General features: G+C 61.3%; 12 protein-coding genes. 7 read left to right on the top strand and 5 right to left on the bottom strand.

Going from position 1 to position 15,422, the window contains the following annotated elements; translation table 11 throughout:
• Positions 1-588 precede the first annotated feature (588 nt).
• The 4 genes from Q0L57_RS25480 to Q0L57_RS25495 all read right to left on the bottom strand — a co-directional run bounded on the left by Q0L57_RS25480 (position 589) and on the right by Q0L57_RS25495 (position 4,413).
• Positions 589-1,629, bottom strand: a complete 1,041-nt coding sequence (locus Q0L57_RS25480; RefSeq protein WP_296745836.1) for a DUF3445 domain-containing protein — start codon at positions 1,627-1,629, stop codon at positions 589-591.
• Between the two features lie 16 nt (positions 1,630-1,645).
• Positions 1,646-2,611, bottom strand: coding sequence for a PDR/VanB family oxidoreductase (locus tag Q0L57_RS25485; protein ID WP_296745837.1), 966 nt, complete (start codon positions 2,609-2,611; stop codon positions 1,646-1,648).
• Positions 2,608-3,207 (bottom strand): dimethylamine monooxygenase subunit DmmA family protein, encoded by a 600-nt coding sequence (locus Q0L57_RS25490; protein ID WP_296745838.1) that lies wholly within the window; start codon positions 3,205-3,207, stop codon positions 2,608-2,610. Before Q0L57_RS25490 ends, Q0L57_RS25485 begins: the two co-directional genes overlap by 4 nt.
• A gap of 72 nt (positions 3,208-3,279) precedes the next feature.
• Positions 3,280-4,413, bottom strand: a complete 1,134-nt coding sequence (locus Q0L57_RS25495) for an aminomethyltransferase family protein (protein ID WP_296745839.1) — start codon at positions 4,411-4,413, stop codon at positions 3,280-3,282.
• Positions 4,414-4,731: 318 nt separating this feature from the next.
• Here Q0L57_RS25495 and Q0L57_RS25500 point away from each other — a divergent pair, with 318 nt between their 5' ends.
• Positions 4,732-5,427, top strand: a complete 696-nt coding sequence (locus tag Q0L57_RS25500; RefSeq protein ID WP_296745841.1) for an FCD domain-containing protein — start codon at positions 4,732-4,734, stop codon at positions 5,425-5,427.
• Positions 5,428-5,429: 2 nt separating this feature from the next.
• Here the strand turns inward: Q0L57_RS25500 and Q0L57_RS25505 are convergent, their stop codons facing one another.
• Complete coding sequence (locus Q0L57_RS25505; RefSeq protein WP_296745842.1) at positions 5,430-6,725, bottom strand: ABC transporter substrate-binding protein; 1,296 nt, start codon at positions 6,723-6,725, stop codon at positions 5,430-5,432.
• 163 nt (positions 6,726-6,888) lie between these two features.
• Between Q0L57_RS25505 and Q0L57_RS25510 the strand changes: the two genes are divergently transcribed.
• From Q0L57_RS25510 to folD, 6 genes are all read left to right on the top strand, one after another.
• A complete protein-coding gene (locus tag Q0L57_RS25510) occupies positions 6,889-8,232 on the top strand; it encodes an NAD(P)/FAD-dependent oxidoreductase (protein ID WP_296745848.1) in 1,344 nt (447 codons plus the stop codon).
• Between the two features lie 149 nt (positions 8,233-8,381).
• Positions 8,382-9,449 (top strand): GlxA family transcriptional regulator, encoded by a 1,068-nt coding sequence (locus Q0L57_RS25515; protein ID WP_296745843.1) that lies wholly within the window; start codon positions 8,382-8,384, stop codon positions 9,447-9,449.
• A 41-nt stretch (positions 9,450-9,490) separates the two neighbouring features.
• On the top strand, positions 9,491-11,863 hold the full coding sequence (locus tag Q0L57_RS25520) for a DUF1989 domain-containing protein (RefSeq protein WP_296745844.1): 2,373 nt from the start codon (positions 9,491-9,493) through the stop codon (positions 11,861-11,863).
• Positions 11,860-12,300, top strand: coding sequence for a group II truncated hemoglobin (locus Q0L57_RS25525; protein ID WP_296745845.1), 441 nt, complete (start codon positions 11,860-11,862; stop codon positions 12,298-12,300). The genes Q0L57_RS25520 and Q0L57_RS25525 overlap by 4 nt, the downstream gene beginning before the upstream one ends.
• A gap of 115 nt (positions 12,301-12,415) precedes the next feature.
• Positions 12,416-14,125, top strand: a complete 1,710-nt coding sequence (locus tag Q0L57_RS25530) for an APC family permease (RefSeq protein ID WP_296745846.1) — start codon at positions 12,416-12,418, stop codon at positions 14,123-14,125.
• Between the two features lie 271 nt (positions 14,126-14,396).
• Positions 14,397-15,296, top strand: a complete 900-nt coding sequence (gene folD, locus Q0L57_RS25535; protein ID WP_296745847.1) for a bifunctional methylenetetrahydrofolate dehydrogenase/methenyltetrahydrofolate cyclohydrolase FolD — start codon at positions 14,397-14,399, stop codon at positions 15,294-15,296.
• Positions 15,297-15,422: the final 126 nt, after the last annotated feature.

Here is a 15,422-nt window from a genome sequence, read left to right on the forward strand (position 1 = left end):
TCATCGCCTGCCGCACCTGCTCCGGAATGTTGGTGGGTCCTGGGATGAAAAGATGGGTAAAGCCGGCCATGAAATCCTCCTCGGCGAGCGGCGGACCCGCTCAGTTTAATGCCAGGAGCATCAATCGATAGCCGACCATCAACAACACCTGCCCGGATAGAAATGACCTGTTAGCCGGATAGGTTTTTGCCTACCCGCCCGGATGATCGGGCTCCTGACGACCGAAACAAGCCATTGAAATCATTAACGAGGCGCCGATGGGTCGCTGCGACAGGAAGCCTGCCTGATGCGAACCGGAACCAGTCTCTTGAGGGAGGCAGGCACGGCTTACCGCTGCATGCTACCGTGCCATAAAGTTGGGCGGGACAAATGTGTGGGTATCTGAAAGGAGCAGCATATCACCCGCACGCAATGCCATGGCCAACCAACTTGGTCGGTGGCTTAAAAATGCGCAGGGAGATGTCTTGCTGCGCGCGGCGAACGCCATGCGGTTTTATGGGCGCGCGGTGCCGCCCCTGCCGGGAACATCGTATCAAACCGCGAACTCACCAGCCTCCGTAGCCGCCGCCGCTCGCGGACACGGCTTGCTCAGTCCGGCCAAATGCCTGGCGACGTCGGAGCGCCGTCGTCATATCGCGACAGCCATTCCACGATCTTCGGCCGATTGGTGATGAAGCCCTTGTAGGTCGCCAGTTCCGCCGGCAGGTCCCGGACGACACGATGGAAGCGCCTGGCCCATTTCGGCACCGTCACCAGTTCGTCGAGCTTGATGAGGTAGCAACGGATCGGAAACACCAGGGCATTCGAGCGAGGGAGGCGAAAGAAGGTCTGAAGCTCGACGCGCAAGTGCATCATTTGCCCCATGTTCTCCAGCGTCAGGTCTTTCTTCATCACGCCCCATTTGTGATAGTTTTCGGGGCTTGTATCGAGCAGGGGATTGACGGTCATCGTCCAATTCAGGCGGCGCGCCGGCGAGCCCTGCTGCACGTTCAGGAGGAACTTCAAGGCGCGCTGGAAGATACCCATCTCGTGCGCTTTCGGCACCGGGGCATGCCATTCGAAGAAGTTCATGCCGATGTCGAAATCAAGGCTCCAGTCGGCCTGTGTCGTCACGATGCCGGCGTCCATCCACAAGTTGTCGTCACGTTGATCAAGCACCGCAAAGTCGCCTTGGGTCTGGCGCGTGATGTACTCCATCGGGCCATAGGGCAATGTGGATTCATCGAGGAAGGTGAACTTCTGTTCGATGCCCAATGGGCGGTTGATCCAGTGCCATTTTGTGCCGTCGCGGTGCAGCTCGAAGAACTCGGGATACTCCTCTGCCTTCGAGGTCATGATCAGCTCGAGCAGATCCCAACCGGCCAAGGTCATGTGCGGCAACGACTGGCAGCGCAACGGGTCTTCGGCAAGGACGCGGGCACGGTCGCGCATCTCCGAGACGTAGTGCTCATCGACGTCGAAAGTCCGCTCGTAGACGCTGCCTGGACGGTATGATTTGTGTGGCTCCAGGTTCACCGAGTACATGTAGCTGTCCTCGGGGAACGGGAAAGGGAAGCGCTTGACCGCCTCGGGCGAGTTGCGGAAGGTGAAGTCGTCGCGGAACGTTTCTTCCCTGAAGATAATAGTCATCGCAGCGTCCTCCTCGCTATCGATCCAACACCAACGTTTTGCCTTCGAAGCGTGACACGCAAGGCATGATCTTGGCGCCGCTGGCACATTGCGTCGGCGTCAGCCAATGGTCCCTGTGCAGGAACGTTCCGTCATACTCGAGGACATCCGTCTCGCACTGACCGCAGGCTCCTCCGCGGCACAGATAAGGCGCCTCGACGCCTGCGGCTTCAATCGCTTCGAGCAGGCTTTGGTGTTCGCCGACCTGGATCGTCTTGTTCGACCGAGCCAGCATGACCTCGAAGGGTTTGCCTGAGGCAGGCGCAAGGAATTCCTCGTGATGGATCGCCTCGCGCGGCCATCCGAGCGCGGTCGCGGTCTTGCGCACCCAGCCGATCATACCTTTGGGCCCGCAGACATAGACATGGGTACCGAGCGGTTGCCCGTCGAGCAGAGCCGGCAGGTCGATCTGCTCGCCCCGGTCGTCATGGTAGAGATGGATGCGCGAGCGATAGTCGGCCACGAGCTCGCCCGCGTAGGAACCGAGGGATGCTGTGCGCACGGAATAGTGCAGCTCGAAGTTTCCATTCATGGCGGCGAGTTGCTTGATCTGGGCGAGGAACGGCGTGATGCCTATGCCTCCGGCAAGCAAGAGGTGCTTTCGCGCCCGCAAGTCCAGCGCGAAAAGATTGACCGGGTTGGAGATGACCATTTCCATCCCCGGCCTCACTTGCCGGTGCATGAACAAGGAACCGCCTCTGCCATTGTCATCGCGGCGGATCGAGATCGAATAGCCTTCCCGGTCGGCGGGGTCGCTCATGATCGAATAGGGATTGCGGCGCACGCGATCCTTGTCGTTCATCTCCACGACCGTGTGCGCACCTCCTGAGAAAGTCGGCATCGGCCCGCCATCACGGCGCACGAACCTGAAGCGGGTGACGAGCTCATTGACCGGCGTGACCTCGGCCACTGTCACAGGTATTTTTGCGGCTCCTGCACTCATCTGAACCGCTCCACGGATTCGGGTATGTTGCCAGGATCTTCCGCATCGACGCGCACGCCCTGAAAGGCCGCTATGCGGCGCGAGTAATGATCGCGCACGAACAGATGCAGCCCGCAATGGGCGCACTGGAAGGGATCGTGCGTCACGTCTTCAGTGATCCCCTTGCAATGCACGCACTGCACTCGGCGCACGGTGGAGCCGCGGTGCTCTGTCTGGATCGCGGAATGCGGGATGCCGGCCTGTGTGGCCTCGAACATCGCCTGGCCCATCAACCCTTCGGTTCCCGCCAGATAGACCTGCAGGCCCATGTGCGCTCCTGCCAGGACCCGCCTCAGCCGTGGGAGCGCGGCCTCGTAGCTCGGCCCGACATAGAGTTGGGCAGGGGCAAGCCGCTCCAACCCGGCGACGAAGCTGTCTCCGGACTTCTTCGGCAGGTAAATGACGTGAGCCCCGGCGAAGAAATCGGTGGGTGCGGAGGCGGCTAAATCGAGGATCGCCTGCGCACCTTCGGCGTCGGCGACCATCAGATGCAGTCGCCCTGGCCGTATCTCCAGCACGCCATAGACAGGGCGGCTTGGAATCGAGCCTTCTAACACTGGCTTTGACCCTCGGCTCCGTTTCGGTTGGTTTGCGGGACTGCGCCCCGCTTGCAGCGTCTCACCGCGAGCTTATCCCTTGGCGGTGCGACGTTTCTTGTCTGCGTCGAAGAATGGCATCGAATGGGCGACGCAGGGGATCTCGCCGGTCGAATTCCGGACGGTCATCTTCACTCCGTCGACCGCGCAGTCCACCGGCATGCGGGCGATGCCGATGTTGTGCTTGTTGAGGCTGGAGTACATTCCGATCGTCACCACGCCGACCTTCTTGCCGTCCTTGAGCAATGGCGCGCCCTCCTCGGCCGGCATCGTGCCTTCGAGTTTGACGCCGTAAATCTTGAAGCGCTCCTTGCCTTTCAGCCGATAGTGTTCCTCGGCGCCGCGGAAGCCAACCTTGCCGGGAGAGACGGTGAAGTCGAGCCCGAGTTCCCACAAAGTGTCGCCGGGGCCTTCGTTCTCGAAAGGATACTTCTCGGAGTTGTCATAGGGGAAGAACAGCAGGTAGCTCTCAGCCCTCAGCAGATCGAGCGTCGTGAACCGGCAGGGGATGATGCCCATGCCGGCACCCTCTTCCAGAATCCGGTCCCAGATTGCCGGAGCATCCTGGCCGCGGCAGAAAATCTCGTAGCCGCGCTCGCCCGTGTAGCCGGTGCGCGAGATCGTCACCGGCAGACCGAAAAGCGAGGTGTGCATATGGCTGAAGTAGTTCAGGTTCCGAATGCCTTCCACGTGCTTCTGCAGGTAGTCGACGGCAAGCGGCCCCTGCAGCGACAGGTCGTGGAGATTGTCATCGAAGCGGATCGCAACGTCGCGCCCGGTGGCCGCCATGGTGAGCTGCTCATGGGCGCCGCCCGAGCCGTGCACGACCATCCAGCTGTTCGGCCCCATGCGGTAGATCACGCAGTCGTCGACGAACTTGCCGGCGTCGTTGAGCATGGTCGCATAGACCGAACGGCCGGGCATGATCTTCTCGGCGTTGCGCGTCGTGGCCCGGTCGATGACGTGGGTGGCCGCGGGGCCGTTCAAGTGGACCTTCTTCAAGCCAGAGACGTCCATCAGGCCGGCTTTGGTGCGGATCGCCAGATATTCGCGTTCCGGGTCGCCTGAATACTGCCAGGCGGTCCCCATACCACTCCAGTCCTCCAGCTTCGAACCAAGCGCGCGATGGCGATCGGCGAGTGCTGAAAATCTCCAGGAATTGGTCATTGCATTCCCCTTTTTTATACCAATTATTGGACCAGTTTGTGAGAACTGGTCCTTGAAATCAATACTCCCGTTAAAATTTTTTACCTGAGAGCAAAAATGACCGATCGGACATCCGGGCAAGGAAGCGCCGAAAGCCAACCGAAACGGAGAGCCAGACACGTGCGCGAGACGCCAAATCGATGGTCGGAATCGGCAGATCGCCCAACGAGCGCAGCTGTCGGTTCCGACTTGCGTGGCCAACCAGAACCATCGCAAATGCATGCGAACTTTCGGATGTCGAAAGGAACGTCGTTGATGTCATCGAACCATGAGGCTGCCTTGGCGCTCATCGCGGATCATTCAATCACTGCCACGGTTCGGGTCGTGGTGGACACGCTGCTGGCCCGAATAACCTCTCAACAGTACACCACCGACGAACGACTGCCCTCGGAACGAACATTGGCGGGCGAACTCGGCGTCGCCCGCAACACTGTCCGCGAAGCGCTGGACGTACTCGAGAAACACGGCTTCATACGCCGGCGCGCCGGGAGCGGCAGCTTCGTGATGGGTCAGGCAGCCCCTGATGACACCCCTGGAGGCGTTGCAGCCGAGACGAGCCCGCTCGACCTCCTGGTGATGCGCGGAATAATCGAACCCGACATGATGCGGCTCGCCATCATCAATATGTCGCCGCGCGCCATTGAAGGGCTGAGCGAGACCTTGTCGGCCATGGAAGGGGTGCAAACCGACGCGGCCGAGTTCGCCCGGCTTGAGGACGAGTTCCACCGTCAGGTGGCCCGTGGCGCGGGAAATCCGCTGCTGGCGTCATGCTACGATCTGCTGGTCCAGGCTCGCCACCAGAGCTTCCGCGCCGCCCTCAACCGGCGACATCTGACACCCAGGCGAATCCAGGACTACCAGCGCCGCTACAACACGCTGCTCAACGCGATCATCTCCCGGGATATCGAGAGCGCGGTCGAATTCACCAAGCTGCTGCTGATTGAGGAACAAAAGCTGCTTCTGCAGGAAGATTGAGCTCAGTCCGAGCCGGCGGCGGCGCGCAACTCAGCGGAGGCACTGGAATGGCGCTGATCCCACATCAGCCCAAGCGCGCGCATTTCCTCGCGCAACCGGCCGCCGTGCTTGCGCAGCCAGGTCGGGACTGAGCCAAAGGCCACGATACGAGCCTGGCCATTCGTGATGCGCACGACGGGCCAGTCGCCGATCAGGGCATTGTCATTGCCGAACAGGTCCGAGCCCGCCCATTTCGCAACCCCGAACGCATGTTCGCCGAGACCGCCGTGCTTCATCGCCGCTAGAACCGAGACAGGCGTTGCCGTTCCGGCTTTCTCGACCGCCGCATGCCAAAGGTCGAGCGTTGCAACGTATTCCCAGGAAACCGCGCTCCAGCTCTCCGGGAAACGCCGATTGTACTCCGCGAAGAACTCGGCCGGGCGATTGAAGAAGAAGGCCTTGTCGCGGAGCTCTGGATCGTCGAAGTCCGGGAACTGGAACAGAAAGCCTTCCATGAAATCGACCGATGTCCGCTCGACCAGCCGCCGGTAATAGTCGGCGGTGCAAGAGATGATCTGCCCTTTGAATCCCGACAGGAAAGCAGCCTCGGTCAGCGCGTGAACCATTGGCTCATAACTCGTGCACCAACACAAAATGTCGGGGCTGCCGGCCAGCATTGCGCGCAATATCTCGTCGGCGTTCGTAGCTTCGGGGGCGTAGCGGATCTCGCCCACCGACGCGATCCCCTCGGCCGCGAAGGCAGCCCGATAGGTCGCCAGCGAAGGCAGGCCCAGCGCATCCGTCTGACTGCACATCGCCACGCGGCGCAGGTCGGGGCGGTTGCGCGCAAGCCATTCGACAGCCGTGACGTTGTAGAGGGGATGGATCTCGCTGGGCGCGATCAGGTAGGGCGTGTCTGGCGAAAGATCGCTCGGCAGTAGCGTCGAGGTCAGAATCTTGCGCGACATGAGATAGTCCTGGATGGGGCGGAACGTGTCGCCTCCATGCATCATCAGCAGCCCCACCCCGTGATCCTGCACGAGGCGCCGGGCTCCTCCCGCCGCCCGATCTGGATCGTAGCCGCAGTCCTCCGCCAACAGCTGGACGTTGTGCCGCGTCCCGCCTATGAGCATTCCGCCCGTGCGGTTGATCCAGTCCACCCAGATGCGGCAGCCGTTCAATCCCGGCAGCCCCCAAGAGCGGACAGGCCCGCTGAGCGGTCCGAGAAAGCCTACCTTGACCACACGCTGCGCGCCGACGCCCAGCCGTTTGACCTGGGCGTTCACTGCAAGTCGTTGCACTAGGCTCGGGGCGTTCATAGCGGCTCCTTACCACCGTTCATAAACCGGGGCCAAATCCGGCGCAAATTCATTTTCCTTCCATGAATATTAGTTGACACGGTTTCCCTTTCGATCAAAACTGGTTTGAACCAAAAGAACCAATCCATCATAAACCGGTTCAGACCAAATGGGAGAATTCATGATGAAGAAACGGATTGCCGTCATTGGTGCCGGTCCGTCCGGCCTGGCTCAGCTGCGCGCTTTTGCATCCGCCGCGCAGAAAGGCGCGGAGATCCCTGAAATCGTCTGTTTCGAGAAGCAGAAGAATTGGGGAGGGCTGTGGAACTACACCTGGCGCACGGGTCTGGACGAATTCGGCGAGCCGGTGCATGGCTCGATGTATCGCTATCTCTGGTCCAACGGCCCCAAGGAAGGTCTCGAGTTCGCGGACTATTCCTTCGAGGAGCACTTCGGCAAGCAGATTGCGTCCTATCCGCCCCGGGCCGTGTTGTTCGACTACATCGAAGGTCGCGTCAATAAGGCAGGCGTCCGCCCATGGATTCGTTTTTCCACCGTTGTGAGGTCTGTGACCTGGAGCGCCGAGACCCGCAAGTTCACCGTACGTGTGCACGATCTTCCCAATGACCGGTCCTACTCGGAAGAATTCGACCACGTCATTGTCGCGTCGGGCCATTTTTCGACACCGAACGTGCCGGAATTCCCCGGGTTCGAGACATTCAATGGCCGCATCCTCCACGCTCACGATTTCCGCGACGCACGGGAATTTGTCGGTCAGGACATACTGATCATCGGAACCAGCTACTCGGCCGAGGATATCGGTTCCCAGTGCTGGAAGTACGGTTGCAAGTCGGTCACGGTCAGCCACCGTACCGAGGCCATGGGCTTCAAGTGGCCGGCCAACTGGAAGGAAGTGCCCCTGCTGACCAAGGTCGAGGGCAACGTCGCAACCTTCAAGGATGGCTCGACCGCGACGGTCAACGCGATCATCCTCTGCACCGGCTACAAGCATCATTTCCCGTTCATGGAGGACGACTTGCGGCTGCGCACGGCGAACAGGCTGGCCGCGGCCGACCTCTACAAGGGCGTGGTCTACGTCCACAATCCGGCGCTGTTTTATCTGGGCATGCAGGACCAGTGGTACACCTTCAATATGTTCGATGCGCAGGCATGGTGGGTGCGCGACGCTATCCTCGGCAGGATCAAGGTGCCCGCATCCAAGAATGAGCTGATCGCCGACGTCGAGAAGCGGGTGGCGGGCGAGGACGCAGGCGAGGACAGCTATGACGCAATCCGCTACCAGGGCACTTACATCAAGGAGCTGATCGCCGAGACCGACTATCCGAGCTTCGACGTCGACGCCGCTGACGAGGCTTTCTTCCAGTGGAAGAAGCACAAGATCAAGGACATCATGGGCTTCCGCGACAACAGCTACAAATCGGTCATGACCGGCACCATGGCGCCGCAGCATCACACGCCCTGGAAAGACGCGCTGGACGACACGATGCAGAGTTATCTGCGCAACTGAACTTGCGTTGCCCAGCGACTTTTCCCGAAGCCCTACGGACCGTCCATTCTCCCGTGCCGCGCCCAGAGCAATTCCGGGCAGATGACGAGATGGGGCCAGTTCAGCAGCTCGCTGAGTAGGGCGAATGGCAAAGATGAGGAGAAGCCAGGATGCCGACTACGCAGACCGCGCACAGGTCGTTTAGTTTCTACCTCTTGCCTGGCTTCTCGCTTCAGGCTTTCTCCTGCGCAGTCGAAGTGCTGCGCTTGGCCAACGAAGCAATTGGAAAAAGCGCCTACAGTTGGCAAGTCGTATCTGAAGACGGGCAAGCTGTGGTGTCGAGTTGCCGAATGACCGTCGGCGCCGACTCCACGCTGAGGAATGAACGCGAGAGAACCCAAAAATCAAACCTGACGTCAGCCGCCGTGATTTGCGGCGGCAGCGCCATCCCGCGCCCGAACAGGCAACTCGACGCCTGGCTAAGGGAATGCCGCATGCGTCGCATCCCCCTCATTTGCATCGGCAGCGGCACTGTCGTCGTTGCGCGGGCTGGATTGGCGGACGGACGCCGGTGCGCAGTTCACTGGGAGCAGCTTCCGTTGTTTTGCGAGCAGTTTCCCGGGATCGAGTCCACCCAGACGGCCTTTGAGCATGACGGAGACCTGCATACCTGCTCGGGTGGGGATGCACCGTTCGACATGTTTCTGGACCTGGTCGAACATGACCATGGTTCAGGCGTCGTCAATCGCGTCTGCGAAAAAGCAATCGCTTACCGAATGCGATCAGCCGGGGAGCGACAGCGTCTGCCCCTTCATTCGCGCGTGAAGCTGAACCACAAGGCGGTGATGAAGGTCATCGGCCTGATGGAGGCAAGCCTGGATGACCCCATGCCGGTCGACGAACTCGTCGCGTTGAGCGGCATATCGCGCCGGCAGATCGAAAGGCTTTTCGACAGGGAGCTCGGACGCTCGCCGAACCGATACTACATGGAACTGCGCCTGGAGCGTGCGCAGCTTCTGCTTGTGAGCACAAACTTGCCGGTGGTGGAAGTCGCGGTGGCCTGCGGGTTCATCTCGCCGTCGCACTTTTCCAAAGTCTATCGCGAAGCCTACGGATGCGCTCCGCATCAGACACGATTGGCTGCCCGTGCGGACGGGCGCGTCGACCTGATGGACCCGGCGCTGCTGGGACTGGATTGCACCGAGGTGTCCCAACACAGGTTGTCGATGACGGCGTAGCCGACGAAGCAGCTGAGGCCGGCCTCAGCGAGGAGGTAACGATGCTGAACACGATCTACCCTCCCGTCCGCGGTGGACCGCCGCAGGCGAGCCGTATCATCCGCCCCGGTGGATTGACCCTGCCCGCCGGCACCGAGCGCTACATCGTCGGTGGCGCCGGGGCGATGCTGATCGACATTGCGGCAGGCGACGCCATCACCGTGACGAATGATGAGGGCGGCCAGGTCTGCGAGGTCGTCGTTGCCGACACCTCGGGACGCGTTGACTCTGACATCGTCGGCCATGGTCCGAACTCGGATGCAGCGGGTTTGAAGACCCTGCTGACCAGTCAGGACGGCAGCCTGCAGCGGCTGCGCAAGGCGCTCGACATCCGCGGCATCGACCTCGCCAAGGCAGGCGGGGTTCGCTTTTTCGACGCGACAACGCCGCCGAAGACCAATGTCGAGCTGACCGCCCAGCGCGGCGGCTGGCTGGTCATCGCGGCGCCCGGAACCGACATGGCGCCGGACGGCCAGGCAACTGCGACGCCGCTGACCGTCCATGTGCGGCGCGCGACGATGCGCTTGCGTGAAACGTCCCGGGATTTGCCGGATCCGCTTGCCGACCCGGTTCTCGATCTACGCGTGCACTCCTCCACGGCGGAGGCCTATTTCGTCAAGGCCGGCGACTACATTCAGATCGTCGATGTCGACGGGCGCCAGTGCACCGATTTCCAGTGCTTCTCGGCGCGCAAGCTGGACAAGGGCAAGGAGCATGCGCTCGACGTTACCGCCACGCGCAGCCTGATGGGCCATGCCTATCCGTTGCCCGGCCTGCATTCGAAATACTATGACCAGGACTTCCTGCCGCTGGTCGAGGTCGTGCAGGACACTTGCGGCCGCCACGACGCCTTCTCGCTGGCGTGCTATGCCAAATACTATGACGACATCGGCTATCCAGGCCATGTCAACTGCACGGAAAACTTCAACAAGGCGCTCGGCTCATACGGCGTTGCTCCGCGTGGCGGCTGGATGGCGGCCAACTTCTTCTTCAACACCGGGGTCGATGCGCACGGCGTCATGTATGCCGATGAGCCGTGGTCGCGGCCGGGCGACTACGTGCTTTTGCGGGCACTGACCGACCTCGTGTGCGTCAACTCCGCCTGCCCTGACGATACGACGCCGGCCAACGGCTGGAATCCGACGGACATCCATGTGCGCACCTATTCAGGCGCCGAGAAATTCCAACGCGCCGTGGCGATCCGCGCCACTCCCGATTCGGAGCCAAAGATGACCAAGGAAACAGGGTTTCACGATCGCCTGTCAAAGCTGACGCGCAACTTCGTGGAGTATCGCGGCTACTGGCTGGCCAACAGCTACGCAAAGGCCGGGCCGATCGAGGAATACTGGGCTTGCCGTCAGAAATCGGTGCTGATGGACCTTTCCGCGCTGCGCAAGTTCGAGGTGACGGGGCCAGATTCCGAAGCACTCCTCCAGTACACGCTGACGCGTGACGTGAAGAAGCTGGCGGTGGGCCAGATCGTCTACACCGCCATGTGCTACGAGCACGGCGGCATGATCGACGACGGCACTTTGTTCCGTCTCGGTCAGGACAATTTCCGATGGGTCGGCGGTGACGAATATTCGGGGATATGGCTGCGCGAACAGGCCGAAAAGCTGGGTCTCAAGGTTCTGGTCCGCAGCTCCACCGATCAGTTGCACAATATCGCCGTGCAAGGACCTGAAAGTCGCGAGTTGCTCAAGAAGGTGATCTGGACGCCGCCGCATCAGCCGTCGGTCGCCGAACTCGGCTGGTTCCGTTTTACCATTGGCCGCATCGGCGATGACCAGGGCATACCTGTCGTGCTGTCGCGCACCGGCTACACGGGCGAGCTCGGCTACGAGGTCTGGTGCCACCCCAAGCACGCGGGCGAGGTCTTCGACGCGATCTGGGCCGAGGGGCCGGCGCATGGATTGACGCCCATGGGCCTGGCCGCCCTCGACATGGTTCGGATCGAGGCCGGGCTGATCTTCGCCGGCTACGACTTCTCTGATCAGACCGACCCGTTCGAGGCGGGCATCGGCTTCACCGTGCCGCTCAAGTCCAAGGCCGACGATTTCATCGGACGGGACGCGCTGATCCGGCGCAAGGAGCATCCGTCGCGCAAGATGGTTGGGCTGGACATCGAAGGGACTGTCGCGGTCGGCCATGGCGACTGCGTCCATCTTGGACGCGCGCAGATCGGCGAAGTCACATCGTCGATGCGTTCGCCGATCCTTGGCAAGAACATCGCGTTGGCGCGCATCGACGTGGCCCATGCCGACGTCGGTACGCAGGTCGAGATCGGTAAGCTCGACGGCCACCAGAAGCGGCTGCCGGCCACGATCGTCCCGCTCTCGCACTACGATCCCAAGAAAACGCGCCCGCAGTCATGACGCATATGGAACCGCACGCCAAAGACACCCTTCTTGCGCAGATTGGCGGCGAGACGGTTCTGCGCGGTCTGGTCGACCGCTTCTACGACCTGATCGAGACCGATCCTCGCGGAATGCCATTGCTGCGACTGCATTTTCGCGGACACGGTGTCGAGCACGCCCGCGAGGAACAGTTCAACTTCCTGTGTGGCTTCCTCGGCGGGCGCCGTCACTATCTGGAAAAGCATGGGCACATGGACGTGCGCCTCATGCACGCGCATGTGCCGATCTCGGCAACTGACGCCGAGGACTGGCTCGCTCTGATGGATCGGGCGATCACCGAAACGCGGCTTTCGGGCCCACCCGTGGACAAGATGCGCCTGGCATTCCGCCGTGTCGCCCTAACGCTGGTCAATGATCTGGGAGAATGGGGGTGGCAAAGCGCTCGGCGACATTGAGGATCGCCGACAATCTTTATTGAAGTGAAAAATAGTCCTCTCAGGAAACAAAATAACCGGCAGTGGAAGCCGGATCGCAGGAACACTCAACCTCAAACAATGGGATGAAAAAGCCATGAGCGCTTTATCGGACACCTACGCGGAGGGAGCCGCGGGGCAGTTACATAGAAGTATTGACTGGCGAGGCGCCTTCTGGGTGGCAAGCGGCGTTCCCGCCCTCGTTCTGTTCTCGATCGGCGGTATTGCTGGAACGACTGGCAAGCTGGCCTTCCTGATCTGGACCGTGTCCATGATCATGGGCTTCCTGCAGTCGTTCACATATGCCGAAATCGCCGGTCTGTTCCCCAACAAGTCCGGTGGCGCTTCGGTCTATGGCGCAACCGCCTGGCTGCGTTATTCGAAGTTCATTGCGCCATTGTCGGTGTGGTGCAACTGGTTCGCCTGGTCGCCGGTGCTGTCGCTCGGCTGCTCCATCGCCGCCGCCTACATCCTCAATGCGCTGTCGCCGGTTCCGGTCTTCACCGAGACTTCTCCGCAGGTGGTTGCCTACATCGCGGCCCACGCCGGCACGAGCGCTGCCGATGCCATCGCAGCGGTGACGGCTGCCGCAACGCCCGCGATCCGCAACTGGTCGCTCTTCAGCCACACGCTTGGGCCTGTCAGTTTCTCGTTGAACGCGACCTTCTTCATCGGTGCGGTGCTGATGCTGATCATCTTCGCCATCCAGCACCGCGGCATCCTGGGCACCGCCAGTGTGCAGAAGTATATCGGCCTGCTCGTCATCATCCCGATGCTGATCGTCGGTGTCGTGCCGATCTTCACGGGCCAGATCGACTGGGCGAATTTCTCGCCTCTGGTCCCACTGGCCACCGCCTATGCGCCCGATCCGGGCTCATGGAACATCGCCGGATGGACGCTGGCCCTCGGCGGCATGTTCATCGCGGCATGGTCCACCTATGGCTTCGAGACCGCCGTCTGCTACACGTCGGAGTTCAAGAACCCCGGCACGGACACCTTCAAGGCGATCTTCTATTCCGGCCTGCTCTGCATGCTTCTGTTCATCCTGGTGCCCTTCACCTTCCAGGGTGTGCTTGGCCTCAACGGCATGCTGGCGACGCCAATCGTGGACGGCTCGGGCGTCGCCGACGCGTTGGCCGGCATGGTCGGCGGCGGCCAACTGATCCACAGCCTCCTGGTGATGCTGATGATCCTGGCGCTGGTGCTGTGCATCATGACGGCGATGGCCGGCTCGTCGCGCACGCTCTACCAGGGCTCGGTCGATGGCTGGTTGCCGCGCTATCTGAGCCACGTCAATGAGCATGGCGCGCCGACGCGGGCGATGTGGACGGACCTGTGCTTCAACCTGATTGTGCTGGCCATCGCCTCGGCCGACGCGACCAGCTTCTTCTTCATCCTCGCGGTGTCGAACTGCGGCTACATCATCTTCAACTTCCTCAACCTCAACGCCGGCTGGATCCACCGCATCGACAACGGCCACATCGAACGCCCCTGGAAGGCGCCAACCTGGCTGCTGGGGATCGGGGCCGTGTTCGCCTACGTCAACGCCATCTTCATGGGCGCCGGAGCCAAGGTCTGGAATCCGATGGCGCTGTGGGCCGGCCTGATAACCGCGGCACTGATCCTCCCGGTGTTCTGCTTCCGGCACTACATCCAGGATGGCGGCAAGTTCCCCGATCACATGCTGGACGATCTCGGCATGAAGTCCAGCGATCTCAAAGCCAAGAAGGCCGGAATCCTGCCCTACGCCACGCTGGTGGCAGGTCTGATCGTGGTGTTGGTCGCCAACCGGATCTTCGTGCTTTGACCGGCGACTGAACCGGGCAACGTGCCCTCCTCCCAGCCGCGTTGAACCGCGGCTACCTGGTCACCGCCCTGCCCGCGCGGGCGGTGACTCTTTTTGGGCCCCGCGAAACGCGTAGCAGCCCGAGACTGATGGCAGGCAAATTGTTTCTTCGTATGAATTTTTATTTCCTTTTAGTTGACTTGCAGCTTGGATAATTGCAAGGTTTTGCGACCTGGTTTCGAGTTCAACATAACATGTCACTGGTATTGCTAGGCGGGAGCGGAGAGAGGCAATGGCTGAAGTAATCGACGGCAAGGCGGTTGCAGCCGACGTGATCGCGAAGGTCACCAGCGCAAGCAGCGAACTGGCCTCATCCAAGAATGTAACGCCTGGCCTTGCGGTCATCATCGTCGGCGAGGATCCGGCGAGCCAAGTCTATGTGGCCGCGAAGTCGCGGACAGCGAAGGAATGCGGTTTCAATTCGCTACAACACACCCTGCCAGCCGATGTCAGCGAAGCCTATCTGATGGACCTCATCGAGGTCTTGAACGATGACCGGGCAATCCATGGCATTCTCGTGCAGCTGCCGCTTCCAGATCACATCGATGCCGGCAAGGTCATCCAGGCGATTGCGCCCGGAAAGGACGTCGACGGCTTCCATTTTGTCAATGTCGGCAAGCTCGGCACCGGTGAGGTCGACACGGCTTTCGTGCCCTGCACACCAGCCGGTTCGATGCTGCTGATCGAGCGCGTTCACGGCAAGGACCTTTCCGGCCTCAATGCAGTCGTCGTCGGTCGCTCCAACATCGTTGGCAAGCCGATGGCCAACCTCCTGCTGGCAGCAAACGCCACGGTCACCATAGCTCACAGCCGGACCAGGGACCTCCCGGAGCTTTGTCGCAGCGCGGACATCCTGGTCGCTGCTGTCGGCCGGCCGGAAATGATCCGCGGTGAGTGGGTGAAGCCAGGAACCACGGTGATCGATGTGGGCATTAATCGCATCGCAGCGCCGGAAAAGGGTAGCGGCAAGAATCGCCTGGTGGGCGACGTGGCCTATGCCGAGGCGGCAGGCCATGCCGGCGCGATCACGCCGGTGCCGGGCGGTGTCGGTCCAATGACGATCGCACTGCTGATGGCCAACACGCTGACCTCAGCCTACCTCGCCAATGACCTGCCGAGGCCACAGTTCTAGAACCACAATATGCGTTTCCGACAACCCAATCTTCGAGGTGAATGACCATGGCCGAAGTGAAGTCCGACATTGAGATCGCGCGTGGCGCCAAGAAAAAGCAGATCCAGGAGATCGGCCAGAAGATCG

The sequence above is a fragment of the Mesorhizobium sp. genome (genome assembly GCF_024509055.1).
In the GTDB taxonomy this organism is placed as follows: Bacteria; Pseudomonadota; Alphaproteobacteria; order Rhizobiales; family Rhizobiaceae; genus Mesorhizobium.

What these genes read in the sequence shown, in the direction of transcription:
- Q0L57_RS25480 (WP_296745836.1), bottom strand. Translation starts at nt 1,629, where the DNA reads ATGACTATTATCTTCAGGGAAGAAACGTTCCGCGACGACTTCACCTTC.
- Q0L57_RS25485 (WP_296745837.1), bottom strand. Translation starts at nt 2,611, where the DNA reads ATGAGTGCAGGAGCCGCAAAAATACCTGTGACAGTGGCCGAGGTCACG.
- Q0L57_RS25495 (WP_296745839.1), bottom strand. Translation starts at nt 4,413, where the DNA reads ATGACCAATTCCTGGAGATTTTCAGCACTCGCCGATCGCCATCGCGCG.
- Q0L57_RS25505 (WP_296745842.1), bottom strand. Translation starts at nt 6,725, where the DNA reads ATGAACGCCCCGAGCCTAGTGCAACGACTTGCAGTGAACGCCCAGGTC.
- Q0L57_RS25510 (WP_296745848.1), top strand. Translation starts at nt 6,889, where the DNA reads ATGAAGAAACGGATTGCCGTCATTGGTGCCGGTCCGTCCGGCCTGGCT.
- Q0L57_RS25515 (WP_296745843.1), top strand. Translation starts at nt 8,382, where the DNA reads ATGCCGACTACGCAGACCGCGCACAGGTCGTTTAGTTTCTACCTCTTG.
- Q0L57_RS25520 (WP_296745844.1), top strand. Translation starts at nt 9,491, where the DNA reads ATGCTGAACACGATCTACCCTCCCGTCCGCGGTGGACCGCCGCAGGCG.
- Q0L57_RS25525 (WP_296745845.1), top strand. Translation starts at nt 11,860, where the DNA reads ATGACGCATATGGAACCGCACGCCAAAGACACCCTTCTTGCGCAGATT.
- Q0L57_RS25530 (WP_296745846.1), top strand. Translation starts at nt 12,416, where the DNA reads ATGAGCGCTTTATCGGACACCTACGCGGAGGGAGCCGCGGGGCAGTTA.
- folD (WP_296745847.1), top strand. Translation starts at nt 14,397, where the DNA reads ATGGCTGAAGTAATCGACGGCAAGGCGGTTGCAGCCGACGTGATCGCG.